Origin of the sequence: Pigmentiphaga kullae (assembly GCF_004216695.1) — a bacterium.
GTDB classification, from domain to species: Bacteria; Pseudomonadota; Gammaproteobacteria; order Burkholderiales; family Burkholderiaceae_B; genus Pigmentiphaga; species Pigmentiphaga kullae.
This window is the reverse complement of record NZ_SGXC01000001.1, coordinates 652,272-669,137: the sequence shown is the minus strand read 5'-3', so window position 1 is coordinate 669,137 and position 16,866 is coordinate 652,272. Positions and strand designations below refer to the sequence as shown.

Here is a 16,866-nt window from a genome sequence, read left to right as displayed (position 1 = left end):
GCACTGGCGGACCGGCGGAGCCGGATCCGCTGTGCCCTGGGGTACTACCGGGCTGGCCGGGGGTGGCGTTCTGTAGTGACGTCATGCGGGTCTTGGGTGTTGCCGTGTCTTGAGCGCGGTTTGGAATTGCGGTGGCTTCATGTTGACTATCTTGTTCGATGGCATTGCATACGGGATGCTGTTGTTCGTGCTGGCTTGCGGGCTGTCCGTGACATTGGGGTTGATGAACTTCATCAACCTGGCGCACGGGGCCTTCGCGATGGTGGGCGGTTATGTGACCGTACTGGCCATGCAGCGCCTGAACGTGCCTTTCCTCTTGTGTCTGCCGCTGGCCTTCATCGTGTCGGCGGTCATGGGGGCGATCCTGGAGCGCACGTTGTACAAGCGGGTGTACGGGCAATCGCACCTGAACCAGGTGCTGTTCTCGATCGGCCTGACCTTCATGGCCATGGCCATGGTCGATTACTTCATGGGTTCGCAGCAACAACTGCTGCACCTGCCGGAGTGGCTGAGCGGCCGTTCGGTCATCGGCGGCGTGGGCATCGGACACTACCGGCTGTTCGTGATCGTGATCTGCGTGGCGCTGGTGATCGGGCTGCAGCTGATCCTGAGCAAGACCCGGTTCGGCAGCCGCCTGCGCGCCTCGGTGGACGATCCGCGCGCGGCCAGCGGGCTGGGCATCAACATCAACCTGGTGTTCCTGTCGACCTTCGCCTTCGGCTCCGGCCTGGCGGGCCTGGGGGGCGCGCTGGGCGCTGACCTGCTCGGCCTGGACCCGACCTTCCCGGTCAAGTACATGATCTATTTCCTGATCGTGGTGGCCGTGGGCGGCACGTCCTCCCTGACGGGGCCGCTGGTGGCCTCGCTGCTGCTGGGCGTGGCCGACGTGGCCGGCAAGTACTACATCCCCACCGTGGGGGCATTCATCATCTATTGCGTCATGATCATCATGCTGATGTGGCGCCCGCAAGGCCTGTTCGCCCGGGCGGGGGGTAAGTAATGAAAGCCACGATCGCATCCCAGGCCGCCGCCGCGGCGGCCCCTGATTCGCTGCGCGCCGTGGGCGCGCGCTGGTCCCGCATCCGCTGGTTCGAAATCGTCTTCTGGGTGGTCGCCATAGGCGCCGCCTTCGTGCTGCCCAGGGGATTCCTGCTGCTGAACGAACTGGCCATCCTGGCGTTGTTCGCGGTCTCGCTCGACCTGATCCTGGGCTACGCCGGCATCGTCTCGCTGGGCCACGCGGCCTTCTTCGGGCTGGGCGCCTATTGCGCGGCGCTGCTGGCCAAGCATTTCGGCATCGACCCCATCCTGGGGCTGGCCATCTCGGCGGCCCTGAGCGCGCTGCTGGGGCTGGTGACCAGCGTGCTGGTGATGCGCGGTTCCGACCTGACGCGCCTGATGGTGACGCTGGGCGTCGCGCTGATCCTGTACGAGATCGCCAACAAGATGGGCTGGCTGACGGGCGGCGCGGATGGCCTGACCGGCGTGACCATGGTGCCGTTGTTCGGCACCTTCGAGTTCGACCTGTTCGGCCGCACGGCCTATACCTACTCGGTCATCGTGCTGGCGATACTGTTCTTCATCGCCCGGGCCATCGTGCATTCGCCGTTCGGCATGTCGCTGCAGGTGGTGCGCCAGAATCCGCTGCGCGCCGCGGCCATGGGCGTGGCCGTCAACCGCCGCCGCGCCGCCGTCTACACGCTGGCGGCGGCGTATGCGGGCGTGGCCGGCGCGCTGCTGGCGCAGACCACGGGCTTTGCCTCGCTGGACGTGCTGGCCTTCCATCGCTCGGCCGACGTGATGCTGATGCTGGTGATCGGCGGCGCCGGCTACCTGTACGGCGGCATCATCGGCGCCGTCATCTTCAAGTTCATGCAGGACTGGCTGTCGGGCATCACGCCGCAGTACTGGCAATTCTGGATCGGCCTGCTGCTGGTCGTCATCGTGGTCGTCGGCCACGACAAGCTGGTGCGTCCGTGGACCTGGTTCCGCCGTGGCCAGGGAGGCAAGCAATGACCACCGTATTGCAGACCTTCAACCTGACCAAGCGCTTCGGCGGCCTGGTCGCCACCAACGACGTGTCGATCAAGGTCGAGCGCGGCGCCCGCCAGGCGCTGATCGGCCCCAACGGCGCGGGCAAGACCACGCTGATCAACCTGCTGACCGGCGTGCTGGCTTCCACCTCCGGCCGCATCGAACTGGAAGGCGAAGACGTCACGCGCCTGCCGGTACATGCGCGTGCGCGCCGCGGCCTGGTGCGCACCTTCCAGATCAACCAGTTGTTCGCCGAGATGACCCCCGCCGAATCGCTGGCGGTGGCCATTTCCGAACGCGAAGGCAAGGGCTGGCGCTGTCTGCGCCCGCTGGGCAAGCGCGGCGAGATCATGGACGAATGCGCGGCCCTGATGGAGCAATGCAACCTGCTCGACGTGAAGGACCGCAAGACCGCGGTGCTGCCTTACGGCAAGCAGCGCCTGCTGGAGATCGCGCTGGCGCTGGCCGCCAAGCCCCGCGTGCTGCTGCTGGACGAGCCCGTGGCCGGCGTGCCCGACGGCGAGCGCCGCGAGATCCTGAACACGGTCGGCGCCTTGCCCGAGGACGTGACCATCCTGCTGATCGAACACGACATGGACCTGGTATTTTCCTTCGCCAACCGCATTTCGGTACTGGTCAACGGCGGCCTGTTCGTCGAAGGCACCAATGCCGAGATCGCCCGCGATCCGCGCGTGAAGGCGGTGTACCTGGGCGAGGAAGTGGTGGAGGGCTACCATGACTGAGCTGCTCAAGCTGGAAGGCATCGTCGCCGGCTACGGCGAAGCCAAGGTGCTGATGGGCATAGACCTGAGCCTGGGCGAAGGCCAGGCGCTGGCCTTGCTGGGCCGCAACGGTACCGGCAAGACCACGCTGATCAATACCATCGTCGGTCACACGCGGCGCTTCGCCGGCCGCCTGCACCTGGGGGGCCGGGACATCACCGGGCTGCGTCCGGACCAGCGTGCGCTGGCGGGCATCGGCTGGGTGCCGCAGGAGCGCAACATCTTCAAGTCGCTGACCGTCGAGGAAAACCTGACCGCCGTGGCCGTGCCCGGACCGTGGAACCTCAAGCGCATCTACGAAATGTTCCCGCGCCTGCTGGAACGCAAGGCCAACATGGGCAACCAGCTCTCGGGCGGGGAGCAGCAGATGCTGGCCATCGGCCGCGCGCTGATGCTGAACCCGCGCGTGTTGCTGCTGGACGAGCCGCTGGAAGGCCTGGCGCCCATCATCGTGCAGGAACTGATGAGCGCCCTGCAGCGCATCATCCGCGACGAAGGCATGTCGGTGATACTGGTCGAGCAGAACGCCCGCAAGGCGCTCGGCATCACCGACACCGCCATCGTGCTGGAGCGCGGCAGCGTGGTGCACGCCAGCACCGCGCAGGCCTTGCTGGCCGATGGCGCGACACTGGACGGGCTGTTGGGCGTGGCCAAGCACTAGGCGTGGCGGACGCCGGAAGTCCCTGGCGGCTTCCGGCGTTTTCGTATCAGGGCCGGGCGTCGGCCTGCTCGCACTGCCTGGGCAAGGCAGGCACCGCGGCGCGGCGATAGTCGCGGGGCGTGAAGCCTTGCTGGTCGACGAAGAACTTCGAGAAATGGCTTTGCGCGCCGAAGCCGCAGCGCTGCGACAGCTCGGCGATGGGGCCCGGGTCGTCGGCCAGGTATTCCACCGCGGCGTGCAGCCGCAGCATGTTGACGTAGTGCTTGGGCGAGAGGCCCGTACAGGCGGTGAACAGCTCGAAGAAACGCGAGCGGGACAAGCCCACCCGCGCGGCGATCTCCTGGGTGGGCAGCGGCTCTTCCAGATGCTCCTGCATCAGCGCGATGGCCCGCCGGATGCGATAGTCGTTGCTGCGGGCGGGCCGTTCGCGATTCGGATACGTGGGGCCGTGCTGGTGGCACAGGTGTTCGGCCAGTTCGCCGAACAGGGCCTGGACCTCGGGGGTGTTGATCTCGGGCGCCTCCAGCATGCGTCGGGCCAGGCGCTGGGCAAGCTCGACCGTGGCGGTCCCCAGTTGCACGCTGCTGTCCCGGAAGAACCGCACGTAGGCGGGCAGGCCCGGGAATTGTTCCTCTATCCACAGCGGCGAGAAATACAGCATCAGGATCGTGCTCTTGCCGTGGCCGACGGAAAGGTTGGCGTGCAGTTCGTGGCTGTTGACGAGGATGGCGTGGCGGGGAGCCAGTACGGCCGAGGCCTCGCCCACCTGGTATTCATGGCAGGGGCCGTCCAGTTCGATCATGGCGTGGTGGACGGGGTGGGCATGCGCGCCGGCGGGACGCACCTTGTCGAGCAGGCAGGCCCGGCCGATGTGGCCGTGGGTAACGGCTAGGACTCTGGACACGTGGCACTTCCTTCGCCCCGCGGGCGATGAGACGGCGATGTTGCGTGTGTGCGGACAGTATATCCAAGGCCCCGGCGAATGCCATCGGCCGTTCAGACAAAATCGGATGAATTCATAAATCGGCAGACGCGGACGTAATGGCCGCCCGGGCCCGCGTTCCTACACTCCTTGGCACCCAGGACACATTGCCAAGAAAGGAGAGACGGAATGCCCCAGGATCTGATCGTCGGCGGCGCCATGCTGCCGCACGCCCCGCAGTTCTTCACGATGCCCGACACCGAGGACAAGGACACGGTCCAGCGCGTCCGGGACGTGGCCGCGTCGATCGGGGAACGGCTGCAGGCGCTCCAGCCCGATCTGTGGATCATGATCGCCAACGACCATGCCCAGCAATTCTTCCACCAGTGCGCGCCGCCGTTCACGCTGCACGTCGGCGGCGTCGCCAAGGGCGAGTTCGCCGGCCGGGGCTTTCGCTACCAGGTGCCCAGCGACGTTTCCTTCGCGATCGTCGAGGACCTGTACCGGGCGGGCTTCGATCCCGCCTTCACCAGCAGCGCCGAGATCGACTACGCGCTGGGCATCCCGCTGACGCATCTGGGAGTTTCCGCGCCCGTGCTGCCGGTCTACGTCAATGCCTACCTGCCGCCGCAGCCGACCACCGAGCGATGCTATGCCTTCGGCGTGGCGCTGGCCAACGCGGTACGCCGCCTGGGGCTGCGCACGGTGGTCGTGGCCAGCGGCGGCATGTCGCATTTCCCCGGCACGGATCGCTACAGCCAGCCCGACCTGGACTTCGACAACCGGGTGCTGGATACCCTGAGGACCGGCAACCTGAAGTCGCTGATCGGGTACGGCGAATCCAGGCTGGACGATACCGGCAACATCGAATTGCGCTGCTGGGCGCTGGCCGCGGGGGCGCTGGGCGAGCGCGTGCCCGACGTGGTGCAGATGGATCCGAGCTGGCACCACAACTATGCCTCGGTGGGGTTCTTCTCTCCCCCCCAGCCGGCGCCCCGCCCGCACTATCCGCGCATCGCGCCCGAACTGGCGGAGCTGACGCGCGCCCTGCACGGCCTGGCCTACGACCGGGCCAACCAGCGTGCCTTCGTGGCGGATCCCCAGGCCTACGCCGCCCGCTTCGAGCTGAGCGAGGGCCATCGCGGGGCGCTGCTGGCCATGGATCAACTGAAATTCTCCGAGATGGGACTGCATCCGCTGATCGGCTTTCTGGCCAACATGAACATCCGGCATCTGCGCGCCGAATCGGGAGGCGGACAATGAAGGCCGCGTCGGCTGGAGAGGTGCAATCCTCGTTCATCGACGGCGCCCAGGTGGCGCCGGGCGCCGTGCGCATGTCGTGGCACCAGGCTGGCAGCGGCGGCATGCTGGCCATCGCCGAGGCGGACGAGGGCGTCGTGGCGCAGGCGGTCGCCAGCGCGCGGCGCGCGTTTCAGGCGCAGCGGCCTTCGCCGTTGACCGTGCGCTTGGGGCATCTGCAATGTCTGCGGGACGCCTTGTCCCGCGAAGCCGCGGCCCTGGCGCGTCTTATCAGCGAGGACGTCGGCAAGCCGATACGCGTGGCCCGGGGCGAGGTGGCGCGCGGCCTGCAGTTCGTCGAGGCCTGCATGTCGGAGCTGTCGCATCTGGGGGGCGAGGTCCTGCCCCTGGACGCCGTGTCGTCCGGCGTGGGACGAGTGGGCTACACCCGCCGCTTTCCCTACGGGGTCGTGGGTGCGATCACCCCCTTCAATGCGCCGGTGAACCTGCTCGTGCAGAAGCTGGCCCCTGCGCTGGCGGCCGGCAACGCATGCGTGGCCAAGCCCGCGCCGGCGTCGCTGCGTACGGCGCTGCATCTGGCCGCCGCGGCGGTCGAGGCCGGCCTGCCGCCGGGCATGATGAATGTGCTGGCCGGGGATAAGGCGGCGGCGCTGGGCCTGGCGGGCCATCCCGACGTCGGCGTGGTGTCGTTCACGGGAGGGGTGCAGGCAGGCGAAGCCTTGGCCAGGGCGACCGGCGTGCGCCGATTCGTGTCGGAGCTCGGGTCGAGCGCCGCCAATGTCGTCCTGGCCGACGCGGACCTGGAGTCGGCTGCCGCCAAGATCGCCGCGGCCGCGTTCGAGGCCAGCGGCCAGCAGTGCATCTCGGCGCAGCGCGTGATCGTCGAGGCCGGCGTCTACGACGCGTTCGCGGAACGATTCGCCGCCGCCGCCGAAAGGATGCGCGTCGGGCCCGCCGACGACGAACAGACCGACATCGGTCCGCTGGTGTCCCTGGCCTCGGCCGACCGCATCATGGAGTTGTGCAAGGACGCGATCGCGCACGGCGCCCGCTATCGGCTGGCTCCCCGCCGCGAGGGCCTGGTCCTGTCCCCGGTCATCGTCGAGGCGCTCACGCCCGCCGCGCGGCTGTGGTACGAGGAAGTATTCGGACCGGTGGCGGTGCTGATCCGGGCCGACGACGCCGATCATGCGCTGGCGTTGGCCAACGATTCCCCGTTCGGCCTCCAGGGGGCGGTGTTCACCCGCAGCCTGGGCCACGCCTTCCGGTTCGCCGAGTCCTTCGAGGTGGGGGCGCTGTGGGTGAACGAGGCCAGCCGCTTCCGCCTGGATATGTATCCCTTCGGCGGCATGAAGCTGAGCGGCACCGGACGGGAGGGGGTGCGCTATGCCATCGAGGAGCTGTCGCAGCTCAAGTTCACCGGCATTGCCTGGCAGTAGCGGCGGGGCGTGCCGCCCGAGGCGGGCGGCACGATCGTTCGTCAGTTCATCGGGGGCAGTCCCTGTTCGGCCACGACACGCTTCCACTTGGCGACCTCGCCCTGGAAGAACTTGTCGAACTGCGCGGGAGAGCCTGGCATGCCTTCCGCGCCCAGTTGCTCGAGCCGCGCCTTGAACTCGCTGGAGGCCAGAGCCTTGCCCATCATCTCGTTGAGCTGGGCCACGCGCCGGGCATCCATCCCCGCGGGCCCGAAGACGCCGAACCACGACACGAACGAATACTTGGGGTAGCCCGATTCCGCCACGGTGGGAAGATCGGGCAACGCCTCGGCGCGCGCGGCGCCGGTGACGGCGATGCCGCGCAACTTGCCGCTGCGGACGTGGCCCACCACCGCCGGCATCAATTCGAACACCAGGTCGAGGTTGCCCGCCATCACGTCGGCCATCGCCGGGCCTCCGCTTTTGTACGGCACGTGGAGCAGGTCCACGCCGACTTCGCCCTTGAACAGCTCGACCGACAAATGACTGGAGGTGCCGATGCCCGCCGTGCCGAAGGTCAGCTTGCCGGGGTGCTTCCTGGCTTCGGCGACGAGATCGGCCACGGTGCGCAGCCTGGATGAGGGATGGACGGCGATGACGTTCTGCAGCGAAGCCACGCCGCCGATGGCGACCAGATCCTTGAGCGGATCCACCGGCATGCTGCGCATCAGGCTGGGATTGCTGGCCAGGCTGGTGGCGCCGAGCAGCAGCGTGTGGCCGTCCTTGTCCTGGGCGCGCGCGACGAGCTCGGCGCCGATGTTGCCGCCGGCACCGGGCTTGTTCTCGACCACCACGGGCTTGCCCGCGATGCCCGCCAGTTCCTTGGCGACCGAGCGTCCGAGGATGTCGCCGGCGCCGCCAGGCGCATACGGCACGACCAGTGTGATGGGACGCGTGGGAAAGGACTCGGCGGCGGGCAGGGTCGCATGGGCGCCGAGGGCCAGGACAACGATGGCGGCCTGTTTCAGGGCGTGCGGCGGACAACGATGCATGAGGACTCCTGGTGGTTGAAAAAGCACCGGCGAGTGTAGGAGGGGACTCGTTCTTCGTTGTTATCCCGCTGTCCTCCCATTTACGCATTGATCTCATTTTTTTCGCGAGCGCGGCCGGCGCACGGGGCGCGTGCAATAAATCGGACGCCATCGTAAATGCGGCGACGAAACAGTAATGGGACTCGGCGGCCCCGTTCCTATAATCCGCTTCAATTTCCAAGTACGCCCGCGTCACCTGATTACAAGGAGTCAGCATGAACCGGCAGTCGAGTCTTTGCGCGGCGATCCTCGTCGCGTTGTCGGGAGCCGGCACGGCAAGCGCCGCCGGCTATCCCGATCGTCCCATCAAGATGGTGGTGCCGTTCGCGGTGGGTGGGCTGAACGACGTGCTGGCCCGCATCATCGCGCCGCGGCTGACGGCCGAATTGGGGCAGGCCGTGGTGGTGGAGAACAAGGGCGGCGCGGGCAGCGTCGTGGGCACCGAGCAGGTGGCGCGCGCCAAGCCGGACGGCTACACCCTGCTGTTGTCCAGCGCCGCGCTGGCCATCAACCCCACGCTGTACAAGAAACTGCCCTACGACGTGCAGCGCGACTTCGTGCCCATCATCCAGATCTCCAGCACCCAGATGGTGCTGCTGCGTTCGCCCAAGTTCGAGCCGGAATCCGCGCCCGCGCTGGTCGACTACATACGCAAGCATCCGGGCAAGGTGAACTACGCGTCGTCGGGCGTGGGCTCGCCCAGCCACCTGGCTTCGGAGCTGTTCGTGCGCACCTACAAGCTCGACACGGTGCATGTGCCCTACAAGGGCGCGGGGCCGGCGCTGGCGGCGATCGCGGCTGGCGAGGCGGAGTTCTGCGTGGACGTGCTTCCCACCGCGATGACCATGCACAAGTCGGGCATGCTGAAGATCCTGGCGCTGGCCGGGGACAAGCGCTCGCCGCTGCTGCCGGAGGTGCCGACGCTGGCCGAGGTGGGCTTTCCCGAGTACTCCGCCAGCTCGTGGAACGTCATCATGGCGCCGGCGAACACGCCCGCCGACGTACTGGACAAGCTGCGCACGACGCTCAAGAAGATCATGGAGTCCGGCAGCATGCGCGAGCGGATGCAGCAATTGGCGGTGGAGCCCCGGTCTGTGACGGGGGAGCCGCTGGCCGCGTTCATCGCCAGCGAAACGGCCAAATGGGGCAGCCTGATCCAGTCGGCCTCGATCACGGCCGACTAGCAAGAACCGATATTTGAGGAGCGAAGAGAAACATGCGAGACGGATACCATGTCGTGGACCTGCGGGCCCGGCCGCCTACCAAGGAGATCCTGACCTATTTCACGCCGGATCACCTGAAGTTCTTCGGCGGCCATCTGGGGATGAAGACGATCCCGCCGTCTTATCTGAATGCTTCGGTGGAGCTGTTCTTCCAGGAGGCGGACCGCGCCGGCGTGGACCGGATGCTGTGCGTGCACCGGGTGGTGCCGGCCGCGGGCGGATCGCCGCGCAGCGATGTCTCCAACGACCATATCGCCGAGGTGGTGCATGCCCACCCCGACCGGCTGTCGGGTGTCGCGGGCATCGACGTCGGCGGGGATTTCGGCGACCCCGTGGAGGAAACCCGCCGGGCCATCGACGAGCTGGGCCTGCGGGGCATCCACATCGCGCCCACGCGCAGCGCGCTCGCCACGCACTGGGACGACCGGCGCCTGTATCCGCTGTACGAGCTGTGCGACGACCGCAAGGTACCCGTGGTGCTGATGTCGGGACCGTTCGCGGGGCCGCAGATCGAGGACACCCATCCGCGGTACATCCAGGGGGTGGCACGGGACTTTCCCAACCTGTCCATCGTCGCCGGACACGCCTGCTGGCCCTTCTTCGCGGAACTGCTGGGCGTGGCCTACCGCCACGAGAATGTGTACGTGTCGGCCGATGCCTACCTCTTCATGCCCGGCGGGGACCTGCTGGTCCAGGCGGCCAACGGGTTCCTGCAGGACCAGATGATGTACGGATCGGGGTATCCGGTGCGGGAGATCGACGCCTGCCTGGATGCGTACATGCAGCTGCCCTTGTCGGATACGAGTTTCCGCAAGACGCTGGGCGAGAACGCGGTGCGGGTGTTCGGCCTGCCCGGGCCCGGCCAGGAGGGGCAGGATGGCCGCGCCGGCCGGTGACGGCGTGACGGTGATCACCGGGGCCAGCGGCGGGATAGGCGCGGCCCTGGCCCGGCGCGTGCTGGCCGAGGGCGGGCGGGTGGTCAACCTGTCCGACCGGCCGTCCACGGCGCCGCTGGGCATCATCGACCGGATCGTCGACCTGACGGATGCCGAGGCCACGCGTGAAGCATTCGAGGCTGTCCTGGGCGAGCATCGCGTGACGGGCTTCGTGCATTGCGCGGGGATCCCGCACATGGCGCCGGTCGAGGCCTTCGACGCCGGGGGCTTCGATCGCATCGTGCACCTGCACCTGCGCGCGGCCATGCAATGCATCGGCCTCGTGGTTCCGGCCATGAAGGCCCGGCGGCATGGCCACATCGTGCTGCTGGGCAGCCGCGTCAGCCTGGGACGCGTGCGCAGTTCGCTCTACGGCGCGGTGAAGTCCGGCATCCTGGGCATGGCCAGGGCGCTGGCGGTCGAACTGGCGCCGCACGGCATCAACGTCAACGTGGTCAGTCCGGGGCCGGTGGATACGCCCATGCTGCGGGTCTATCATCCCGCCGGCTCGGCGCAGGCCCAGGCGCTGGAGGCCTCGATTCCCATGGGGCGGGTGGCGCGGCCCGAGGACGTGGCCAATGCCGCCATGTTCTTCCTGCGGGACGAGACGTCCTACGTGACCGGGCAGAACCTGTTCGTGTGCGGCGGGCGGGACATCGCGGCGTCCGAGGGGAACTGACGGCGCCTTCAGTCGGCATCCATGATGGATCCGCAGGTCAGATTGACGATGGCCCCCGTCATCGCGCCCGCGCGGTCGGAGGCTGCGAAGGCCGCCGCATCCGCCACCTCGGCGATCCGCGGCAGGCGCCCCAGCGCCGTCCCGGCATCCATGTAGTCCCGGGTCTCGCGATATTCGACCTGGGCTTCGGGCGGCCAGGTCTCGGGCAGCGCGTCCGACCGCAGGCAGACGACGCGCACGCCGTGCCGCCCCAGTTCGCCGGCGAAGGTCCGGACCATGGCTTCGATGGCCGTGCAGGCAACGGCGAATCCGCCGGTCTTGTGATAGACCCGGTCCCGGCCCGACAGGCCGGCCGACGTCGCCGATAGCGCCAGGATGACACCGCGCCTCTGTCGGACCATGTGCCGGGCCGCGCCGCGCATCGTCAGGAAATTGGCGCGCACGCCCGTTTCCACCGGGGCCATGAAATCGGCCAGGGGCATGTCCAGCAGCGGCGTGCCCTGCAGGTCGCCGCGAATGCTGGCGGCGTTCAGGCTGACGTCGATGCGGCCGGCCTTGGCCGCGACCCCGGCGGCGTGGCGCTCGACCGCGGCTTCGTCCAGCACGTCCAGCGTCGCCCAGTCCGCGCCGAGTTCGCGTGCCAGCGCCTGCAGCCGGTCGGGCGTGCGGCCGGCAAGAAAGAGCCGCGCGCCTTCCCGGGCGAAGGTGCGGGCGACCTGGCTGCCGATGTGGCCGGCGGCGCCGTAGACGATGGCGGTCTTGTCCTGAAGCAGCATGGAGTGTCTCCCTGGAGCGGGCCGTGGGCGGCCGTGCATGGATCTTCCGATCATAATCGGGGGAGGCGCGAATTCTTTGGCGCCGATGCGGCTGTTTGCATCAGGATCGACAAGTACGGCGCCAGCTACAACGTCCCGGCGAGCGAGACGCGGCCATGCGCCGTCAGCCCGGGATGGGCTGATCGGCGCTTTCCTCCAAGCAACGCGCCAGGCTGTCGCGTATCGCGTCGGCCGGCAGGTCGCGGCCGATGAAGACGAGTTTGCTGCGCCGGGGCGTCGTGCCCCACGGCGCGCCCCGATCGACGGCGATCGTCAGTTGGACCGCCTGCACGACCACCTGCCGCGCTTCCCCTTCCACCCACAGCACGCCCTTGCACCGGTAGAGGTCGGTACCCAGTCCCTCGGCCAGGGCGGACAGCAATTGTTCCAGGCGGCCAGCGTCGAACGGACGATCGGTGGTGAAGGCGAAGGAGGCGACGTCGGGCGTATGTTCGGTGTTGTGCGCATGCACGGCCTCGTGCCCATGAGGGGGGCAACTGCCGTGATCGTGGCCAGGGTCGTTTCCATGCGTATCCAGCTCGGCGGCATGCTCGCGCAAGACCGAGGCTGCATCGAACGCGGCCACGTCCAGCAGTTCGTCGAGATGGGTCCGGCCTTGCCGCATCCACGAGATGGGGGCACGCGGATTGATGCGCGCCAGCGCATCGGCCAGTTCCGGCAGGTCGGCGGCCTGGACCAGATCCGTCTTGGAAACCAGCAGGCGGTCGGCATAACCGACCTGGGCGCGCGCCTCGGGGTGGGCGGCGAGCGTGGGAAGGCCGTGGCAGGCGTCGACCACGGTCAGGATGGCGTCCAGCCGGTAGACGGCGGCCACGCCGGGTTCGAGAAAGATGGTCTGCGCCACGGGTCCGGGATCGGCCATGCCCGTGGTCTCGATCACGACCCGGTCGAAGCGCAGTTCGCCCCGCGCACGGCGCAGGGCGAGGTCTTCCAGCACGCGCGCCAGGTCGCCGCGCACCGAGCAGCACAGGCAGCCGTTGCTCATTTCGACGATCTCTTCGCTGGCTTCGCGCACGAGCAGATCGGTATCTATGCTCTCCGGTCCGAACTCGTTCTCGATGACCGCGATGCGCTGGCCGTGGCGCTCGGTCAGGATGCGATTGAGCAGCGTGGTCTTGCCCGAGCCGAGGAATCCCGTCAATACGGTGACGGGAGTGCGGGGTGTGGCGTCGTCCCCGGGCTGCCGGGCGTTCATGCCGCTTCCCCGCGCGCCGGTGGCCCGAGCGGCGACCGGTCCTGTCCCAGCGCCGCGAGTTCGGTGGGGTTATCGCGCATCATGCGGTAGATGCCGGCCAAGGGCACGTCGTAGCCCTGCAGGCGCTGGCCGAACATGCGGAACTGCTCGTCGGGGAACAGGCCCGAGATCATGCCGCCGCCGTCGGTGGACATGACGCAGCGCGCGGCGCCCACGCGCTTGATGGTCTCGGCCATCAGCTCGTAGTCGTAGCGCAGTTCCTTGCGGTGCCGCGAGGGGATGAGCAAGGTCGAGCACAGCTCGATATAGGCGCCGCGGCGGGTGATGTCTTCGGCGTACTCGATGTCGACGCGCGGGAAGTAGTAGATATGGTTGACCAGCACGCGCGCGCCGATCTGCGCGCAGCGGTCGACGATGAGCGAGATTTCCTCGGGGCTGAGGTGGGCGGTGCAGAACAGCGCGTCGTACTGCTTGACCAGGTCCAGGATCTCGAGGATTTCCGGCGTGAGCCGGCCGTCGGCATCGAGCACGGTGACGCCGCCGCGTTCGCTGCCGGGCAGCACCATGCCGGGTACGCCCCATTTGCCGAACTCGCCGGTAATGGTGCCGTGGTAGCAGGCGTGGCCGGTCGGCCCCCAGACGATGCGGCCGCCCAGCATGAAGGCGGCTTCGACGGCGGCCGGGTTGACGCCGCCCACGCATTGGTTGAGCGTGACGCCGCCGATCACTTGCAGGCCGGGCACCGCCGTCTGTGCGTGATAGGCGCGGGAAACCGTGTTCTCGTGATGGCTCTTGAGCGCGATGGCGCGCATGCCGGCATCGCGCGCCCGCCGGGCCATGTCCAGGTCGTCCCCCAACCGGGGGAACAGGCAGGGCGCCGAATGCACGTGCAGGTCCACGCAGTCGGTGAGGTCGAACGGGCCTTGCACGTAGCGGCCGTGCAGAGTGGAAGCGTCGGTCATGTTTGTCTCCTGGTTCGTGATGAAGGCGGGGCGCCGAGCCGCGGCCAGCGTGCCGTCAGTTCTGCGGCGGGATGGCGAGCCGCTTGACCAGTGCGCCTTTTTCCTCGTAGTCGCGCATCACGCTGGCGGTGAAGGCCTTGCGGTCCTTGTAGACGATCTCGTCGCGCAGCATCTTGACCGCCGCTTGCATGACGTCCGTTTCCACCGCCTTCTTGCATGCGCCTTCGAGCTTCGTCAGGACGGCCGCGGGCGTGCCCTTGGGCGCCATCAGTCCGACCAGCGCGGGCTGCAGCGAAGGCAGCCCCAGTTCTTTGAGCGTCGGCACGCCGGGCATCTCGGGGTGGCGGCGATCGCTGATGATGGCCAGCATGCGTACCGGCCGGGAGGTCGCCAGCGTGTTGCCCACAGTGACGATGCCAAAATCCAGCCGCGCGGTCTGCAAGTCGAGGAACATCGGAGTCTCGCCCCGGTAGGGAACGCCGGTGACGGAGAAATTACGACCCTGGATGGCCGTTTCCAGGGACAGGTGCGTGATGCTGCCCACGCCCAGGTGGCCGTAGCTCAGCTTGCCTGGCGAGGCCTGGATGGCGGCGTATAGGTCTTGCAGGGTCTTGTAGGGGGAGTTCTGCGGGACGGCGATGGCGAAGCGGTTCTCGAAAACCTGGCAGACGTACTCGAGCGAATCCACGCCGTAGGCCGGTTTGCTCATCAGGTGCAGGGCGTTGGTGATCGGTGTGATCGGACCGAAGTTCAGCACGTAGCCATCCGGCGGCGCGGACACGGTGGCGGCCGTGCCTATCATGCCGGAAGCGCCGTCGCGGTTCTCGACCACGACGGGCTGGCCCAGCTCCTGGCTCATGGCGCGTGCGAAGCCCCGTGCCATGGTGTCGATGCTGCCGCCGGCCGCCCACGAGACGATGATCTGCACCGGCTTGGTCGGATAGGAGCCCTGGGCGAACGCAACGATGGGCAGGGCGAGGACGGCCAGCAGCGTGGCTGCGCGCCGTGGGATGGGCGATCGGGGGTAGCGGTGCATGGTGTCTCCTGTGGGATTCCTCAAGGTGGGCAATGACGGGCGGTGCTCAGGTCTGGAGCCTGGCTTCGATCAGGAACGGGCCGCTGCGGGCAAGCGCCGAGCGCAACGCGCCGGCGAACGATTCGACCGTGTGCACCGCCACGCCCTCCACGCCCATGCCGCGTGCCATGGCGACCCAATCGAGCGCGGGGTCGTCCAGGTCCAGCATGCGCCGGGCGTTCTCGCCCGCCGCCCCGGCACCGACGTTCTTCAGTTCGGCGTGAAGGATGGCGTAGCGGCGGTTGGACAGGATGATGGTGACGACGTCCAGGCGCTCGCGCGCCTGGGTCCACAGGGCCTGCAGCGTGTACATGCCGCTGCCGTCGGCCTGCAGGCAGACGATGCGGCGATCGGGGCACGCGATGGCCGCTCCCGTTGCCATGGGCAGCCCGGAGCCGATGGCGCCGCCCGTAATCTGGAGGTAGTCGTGGGGCGCGGCTCCGCGAGTCTGTTCGAACAGGTCGCGCCCCGATGACACGGATTCGTCGCACAGGACCGCGTGCTCGGGCATCAGACGCCCCAGGGCGGTGATGAGGGAGGCGGGCGTCAGGCCGCCGGACGGCAGGGGGCCGGCGCCCGGTGCTTCAAGCAGGGGCAGCGGCGCAGCGCTCGAGCCCAGTTCGTCCGCCAGCCAGTCGAGCGTGGCCACGGGATCTTCACCCTCGGCCGCCAGTTCGACGACTTCGCAGCCGGCGGGAAGCAGGCTGCCGGGTTTGCCGGGATAGGCGAAGAAAGCCACCGGGGGTCGCGCGCCGACCAGGATGAGCTGTTCGGCGTCGGCCAGGCTTCGCAGCGCCGAATCGACACTGAAGGGCACCCTGTTCACCGCGACCCGGCCGGCGCCGCGTTCCATGCGGCCGTTGGACTGCGGTGCGAGCAGACGTGCGCCGCAGCCTTGGGCAACGCGGCTGGCCGTGGCGAGCGGCGCTGCACGCAGTGCCCCGCCTCCCAGCATCAGCACGGTGCGCCTGCCATTGCGCAGCCGCTCGACCACTTTGCGCATGGTCTCGGGTGAGGGCAGGCCTGGCGTGTCGAGGGGCGCGGCCGCGTGCCCGCCGCCGGCGGAATCCGACCACGCGACGTCGGCGGGCAGGATCAGTGTGGCGATGCGTCCCGGCTTGCCGCGCGCGACCGCGACGGCCGTGGCGGTATCGGACTGGATGTGGGACGGGTCGGGAATGGTGCGGACCCACGCCGACATAGGGCGAGCCAGCGTTTCGATGTCCGACGTGAGCGGCGCGTCGTAAGGCAGATGGTGGCGTGCGTGGTCGCCGACGATGTTGACGACCGGAGAGCCGGCCCGCCGCGCGTTGTGCAGGTTGGCCAGGCCATTCGCCAGTCCCGGCCCCAGGTGGAGCAAGGTGGCCGCCGGTTTGTCGGCCATGCGGGCGTAGCCGTCGGCGGCGCCGGTGACGACACCCTCGAACAGGCCCAGCACACAGCGCATGGCTGGCTTGCGGTCGAGGGCGGCGACGAAATGCATTTCGGACGTGCCGGGATTGGCGAAGCAGGTGTCGATGCCGTGATCGAGCAGTGTGTCGCACAGGACGTCGGCGCCGGAAAGGGCGGAATGGTGGGTCATGGTCGGGCGGTCGGACAGTCGAGAGGGGGACTGTAGATCGCAAGCCGCCGCCACGGTCGGGTTTGATGCAACGCATCGAATGAAATCACATATGTGATTTCGAGGCGCGCGAGGCGGTTTTTCGTTGTCCACGCGGACGGGGGGTTCTTATGATCCGCTCCAGGCAGCGGCGCTACGTGGCCGCGACAAAACCAGACGACAGGAGACACAC

General features: G+C 68.2%; 16 protein-coding genes. 9 read left to right on the top strand and 7 right to left on the bottom strand.

The genetic code is table 11. The features are described 5' to 3' along the window. Nucleotides 1–139 precede the first annotated feature (139 nt). From EV675_RS03275 to EV675_RS03260, 4 genes are read left to right on the top strand one after another with little or no spacing between them, the layout of a single operon-like run. A complete protein-coding gene (locus EV675_RS03275; protein WP_087838128.1) occupies nucleotides 140–1,000 on the top strand; it encodes a branched-chain amino acid ABC transporter permease in 861 nt (286 codons plus the stop codon). Further along, nucleotides 1,000–2,016, top strand: coding sequence for a branched-chain amino acid ABC transporter permease (locus EV675_RS03270; RefSeq protein WP_130355979.1), 1,017 nt, complete (start codon nucleotides 1,000–1,002; stop codon nucleotides 2,014–2,016). The genes EV675_RS03275 and EV675_RS03270 overlap by 1 nt, the downstream gene beginning before the upstream one ends. Then, nucleotides 2,013–2,777, top strand: coding sequence for an ABC transporter ATP-binding protein (locus EV675_RS03265; protein ID WP_124691790.1), 765 nt, complete (start codon nucleotides 2,013–2,015; stop codon nucleotides 2,775–2,777). The genes EV675_RS03270 and EV675_RS03265 overlap by 4 nt, the downstream gene beginning before the upstream one ends. After that, nucleotides 2,770–3,477 carry an ABC transporter ATP-binding protein gene (locus tag EV675_RS03260; RefSeq protein ID WP_130355978.1) on the top strand — a complete coding sequence of 236 codons (708 nt, stop codon included), beginning with the start codon at nucleotides 2,770–2,772 and terminating at the stop codon, nucleotides 3,475–3,477. Before EV675_RS03265 ends, EV675_RS03260 begins: the two co-directional genes overlap by 8 nt. A gap of 46 nt (nucleotides 3,478–3,523) precedes the next feature. On the opposite strand, the gene EV675_RS03255 is transcribed toward EV675_RS03260, so the two are convergent. Continuing rightward, nucleotides 3,524–4,381, bottom strand: a complete 858-nt coding sequence (locus tag EV675_RS03255) for a helix-turn-helix domain-containing protein (RefSeq protein WP_130355977.1) — start codon at nucleotides 4,379–4,381, stop codon at nucleotides 3,524–3,526. Between the two features lie 207 nt (nucleotides 4,382–4,588). On the opposite strand from EV675_RS03255, the gene EV675_RS03250 reads away from it, so the two are divergent. Beyond that, nucleotides 4,589–5,662, top strand: a complete 1,074-nt coding sequence (locus tag EV675_RS03250; RefSeq protein ID WP_130355976.1) for a DODA-type extradiol aromatic ring-opening family dioxygenase — start codon at nucleotides 4,589–4,591, stop codon at nucleotides 5,660–5,662. Beyond that, entirely contained in the window at nucleotides 5,659–7,098 is a 1,440-nt protein-coding gene (locus EV675_RS03245) for an aldehyde dehydrogenase family protein (protein ID WP_130355975.1), read from the top strand. Before EV675_RS03250 ends, EV675_RS03245 begins: the two co-directional genes overlap by 4 nt. A gap of 41 nt (nucleotides 7,099–7,139) precedes the next feature. Here the strand turns inward: EV675_RS03245 and EV675_RS03240 are convergent, their stop codons facing one another. After that, on the bottom strand, nucleotides 7,140–8,129 hold the full coding sequence (locus tag EV675_RS03240; RefSeq protein WP_130355974.1) for a Bug family tripartite tricarboxylate transporter substrate binding protein: 990 nt from the start codon (nucleotides 8,127–8,129) through the stop codon (nucleotides 7,140–7,142). A gap of 254 nt (nucleotides 8,130–8,383) precedes the next feature. On the opposite strand from EV675_RS03240, the gene EV675_RS03235 reads away from it, so the two are divergent. The 3 genes from EV675_RS03235 to EV675_RS03225 are packed head-to-tail and all read left to right on the top strand — an operon-like array spanning nucleotide 8,384 to nucleotide 11,005. Beyond that, complete coding sequence (locus tag EV675_RS03235; protein ID WP_130355973.1) at nucleotides 8,384–9,352, top strand: Bug family tripartite tricarboxylate transporter substrate binding protein; 969 nt, start codon at nucleotides 8,384–8,386, stop codon at nucleotides 9,350–9,352. Nucleotides 9,353–9,384: 32 nt separating this feature from the next. Further along, on the top strand, nucleotides 9,385–10,287 hold the full coding sequence (locus EV675_RS03230) for an amidohydrolase family protein (RefSeq protein ID WP_130355972.1): 903 nt from the start codon (nucleotides 9,385–9,387) through the stop codon (nucleotides 10,285–10,287). Beyond that, nucleotides 10,268–11,005: an SDR family NAD(P)-dependent oxidoreductase gene (locus EV675_RS03225; protein WP_165404406.1), complete on the top strand. Its 738-nt coding sequence runs from the start codon at nucleotides 10,268–10,270 to the stop codon at nucleotides 11,003–11,005. Before EV675_RS03230 ends, EV675_RS03225 begins: the two co-directional genes overlap by 20 nt. Nucleotides 11,006–11,013: 8 nt before the next feature. On the opposite strand, the gene EV675_RS03220 is transcribed toward EV675_RS03225, so the two are convergent. From EV675_RS03220 to EV675_RS03195, 5 genes are all read right to left on the bottom strand, one after another. After that, complete coding sequence (locus tag EV675_RS03220; RefSeq protein ID WP_130355970.1) at nucleotides 11,014–11,781, bottom strand: SDR family oxidoreductase; 768 nt, start codon at nucleotides 11,779–11,781, stop codon at nucleotides 11,014–11,016. A 163-nt stretch (nucleotides 11,782–11,944) separates the two neighbouring features. Continuing rightward, nucleotides 11,945–13,036, bottom strand: coding sequence for a CobW family GTP-binding protein (locus tag EV675_RS03210; protein ID WP_130355969.1), 1,092 nt, complete (start codon nucleotides 13,034–13,036; stop codon nucleotides 11,945–11,947). Continuing rightward, on the bottom strand, nucleotides 13,033–13,998 hold the full coding sequence (locus EV675_RS03205; protein WP_130355968.1) for a DUF6282 family protein: 966 nt from the start codon (nucleotides 13,996–13,998) through the stop codon (nucleotides 13,033–13,035). Before EV675_RS03205 ends, EV675_RS03210 begins: the two co-directional genes overlap by 4 nt. 55 nt (nucleotides 13,999–14,053) lie before the next feature. After that, complete coding sequence (locus tag EV675_RS03200; RefSeq protein ID WP_130355967.1) at nucleotides 14,054–15,034, bottom strand: tripartite tricarboxylate transporter substrate binding protein; 981 nt, start codon at nucleotides 15,032–15,034, stop codon at nucleotides 14,054–14,056. A 46-nt stretch (nucleotides 15,035–15,080) separates the two neighbouring features. Then, nucleotides 15,081–16,655 (bottom strand): acetolactate synthase large subunit, encoded by a 1,575-nt coding sequence (locus tag EV675_RS03195; RefSeq protein WP_130355966.1) that lies wholly within the window; start codon nucleotides 16,653–16,655, stop codon nucleotides 15,081–15,083. Nucleotides 16,656–16,866 lie beyond the last annotated feature (211 nt).

Excerpts from the sequence above, each read along its gene's own strand:
- EV675_RS03195 (WP_130355966.1), bottom strand. The coding sequence starts at position 16,655 with ATGACCCACCATTCCGCCCTTTCCGGCGCCGACGTCCTGTGCGACACA.
- EV675_RS03220 (WP_130355970.1), bottom strand. The coding sequence starts at position 11,781 with ATGCTGCTTCAGGACAAGACCGCCATCGTCTACGGCGCCGCCGGCCAC.
- EV675_RS03245 (WP_130355975.1), top strand. The coding sequence starts at position 5,659 with ATGAAGGCCGCGTCGGCTGGAGAGGTGCAATCCTCGTTCATCGACGGC.
- EV675_RS03260 (WP_130355978.1), top strand. The coding sequence starts at position 2,770 with ATGACTGAGCTGCTCAAGCTGGAAGGCATCGTCGCCGGCTACGGCGAA.
- EV675_RS03210 (WP_130355969.1), bottom strand. The coding sequence starts at position 13,036 with ATGAACGCCCGGCAGCCCGGGGACGACGCCACACCCCGCACTCCCGTC.
- EV675_RS03235 (WP_130355973.1), top strand. The coding sequence starts at position 8,384 with ATGAACCGGCAGTCGAGTCTTTGCGCGGCGATCCTCGTCGCGTTGTCG.
- EV675_RS03250 (WP_130355976.1), top strand. The coding sequence starts at position 4,589 with ATGCCCCAGGATCTGATCGTCGGCGGCGCCATGCTGCCGCACGCCCCG.
- EV675_RS03225 (WP_165404406.1), top strand. The coding sequence starts at position 10,268 with ATGGCCGCGCCGGCCGGTGACGGCGTGACGGTGATCACCGGGGCCAGC.
- EV675_RS03265 (WP_124691790.1), top strand. The coding sequence starts at position 2,013 with ATGACCACCGTATTGCAGACCTTCAACCTGACCAAGCGCTTCGGCGGC.
- EV675_RS03275 (WP_087838128.1), top strand. The coding sequence starts at position 140 with ATGTTGACTATCTTGTTCGATGGCATTGCATACGGGATGCTGTTGTTC.
- EV675_RS03230 (WP_130355972.1), top strand. The coding sequence starts at position 9,385 with ATGCGAGACGGATACCATGTCGTGGACCTGCGGGCCCGGCCGCCTACC.
- EV675_RS03205 (WP_130355968.1), bottom strand. The coding sequence starts at position 13,998 with ATGACCGACGCTTCCACTCTGCACGGCCGCTACGTGCAAGGCCCGTTC.
- EV675_RS03200 (WP_130355967.1), bottom strand. The coding sequence starts at position 15,034 with ATGCACCGCTACCCCCGATCGCCCATCCCACGGCGCGCAGCCACGCTG.
- EV675_RS03270 (WP_130355979.1), top strand. The coding sequence starts at position 1,000 with ATGAAAGCCACGATCGCATCCCAGGCCGCCGCCGCGGCGGCCCCTGAT.
- EV675_RS03240 (WP_130355974.1), bottom strand. The coding sequence starts at position 8,129 with ATGCATCGTTGTCCGCCGCACGCCCTGAAACAGGCCGCCATCGTTGTC.